At 34.8% G+C, this 1,616-nt stretch carries 1 protein-coding gene; it reads left to right on the top strand.

The annotated features are described in order from the left end of the window. On the top strand, nt 1–1,419 hold a 1,419-nt coding region (locus G413_RS11585), incomplete at its 5' end, for a serine hydrolase (RefSeq protein WP_211210471.1). Between the last annotated feature and the right edge of the window lie 197 nt (nt 1,420–1,616).

Below are 1,616 nucleotides of genomic sequence, written 5' to 3'. Positions count from 1 at the left end.
CAGATAGAGCTGACTGGAGAGATGGCTGAAAAATATGATATCTATTATCGGGTTCATGTATCCAACTATGGGACACTCGGCTGGGCCAAAAATGGTGAAATAGCCGGAACAATGGACTTTTATTTACCTGTCGAATCTATTGAGATTAATGTTTATGAAAAGGATGATAATTCTAAACCTGTATCCGATACACTTAGTTATTTATCAGGAGATTATGTAAATGATTTGAGTTTTTCTTTAGGATATTATGGTACAGGTTGGGAAAACGTAACTCAGAATAAGTCTGTGATTGAGAAAAAAGATGGTAATGTTACTGCTTTTAAAGCAACTTTAGAGTCTAAGCATATTGCAGGAAGTATTGAATACAGTGTTCATTTACAAAATGATGGATGGACTGAAATGTATCCTGCAGATACTATATTAGGAAATCTTGACGAGAGCAAAAGAATAGAATCGATTCAAATACGTCTAAGTGGAGAACTCACAAAATATTATTCTATATATTATAGAGCTAAAGTTGAGAACTTTGGTTGGCTAGGGTGGGCAAAAAATGGAGAGATTTCTGGTACTACAAAAATTGGGTATAGACTTGAAGGATTAGAAATCAGAGTATTACCAAAAACTGCACCTGCACCTGGTTCTAGTTTAAGACATCATGTGGATTCGCTATATAAAGATGCAAAAACGGCTTTAATGGAATTGCCAGAAACGACAAATTCTATCTTTGTCTCAAACTCAGGATATGCGCTAACATCATCGGAACGAAATAATTTACAAAATATTATTAATCAATTTAATGCAAGAGGCGCTTCTGTTGGTTTTGTAATGCAAGATATAAAAACAGGACAAATTTTAGCTTATAATCCTGGTATTGGTTTATATTCCGCAAGTTGTATAAAAGGCCCTTATGTTCTAAGTTTATTGGAGGCTGGAATTGCGCCAGATCAAAGAACAATTAATACAATTCAATGGTCAAGTAACAATGATTATTCTTCATTGAGGTCTTCTTATGGACACTCTGTATTTCAAAATTGGTTGGGGGTAGCAGGTGTAAATCCAATACAAGGCAGTGATCTATATACGACAACAAGTCCTGTAGACTTAGCTAAAATGTGGTTGAAAGGATATTCTTATTTTTCTGGTAATTATAGCTATTCTGCATGGGCAAGACAATACTATCAATCTACCCTCAATTCAATGATTTCTCAAAGGTTAAGAGGACAATATACAGTCTATAGCAAATATGGTGAGATTGCATTAGGTGGATATTATCATGTTTATAATGATGCGGGAATTGTAATGGCTGGTAACTCCCCATATACGATATCTGTAATGACTAGTCTTCCAGGGACAACAGGACATAATCTTGTTGGAGATTTAGCAGTAATTTTAAATCAGATTCATTCTAACATGGTATAGAACAAAAAATGCCACAGGTTGATAATATGGAACTTGTGGCATATGTTATATAAGGCATTATTTAGGGAGAGGGTAACATATGCGAATAATAAAGAGTACTGTTGGTATTATTTTGAGTCTGAGTATGATGGCAACACCAGTATATGCACAGGAAACCAGAGACTGGACGAATGAGGAAAGTTTTGTACCATCACTTT

This window comes from Faecalicoccus pleomorphus DSM 20574 (assembly GCF_000420345.1).
GTDB lineage: Bacteria > Bacillota_I > Bacilli_A > Erysipelotrichales > Erysipelotrichaceae > Faecalicoccus > Faecalicoccus pleomorphus.
The sequence above is the reverse complement of the archived record's forward strand: the minus strand, read 5'-3'. Positions and strand labels throughout refer to the sequence as shown.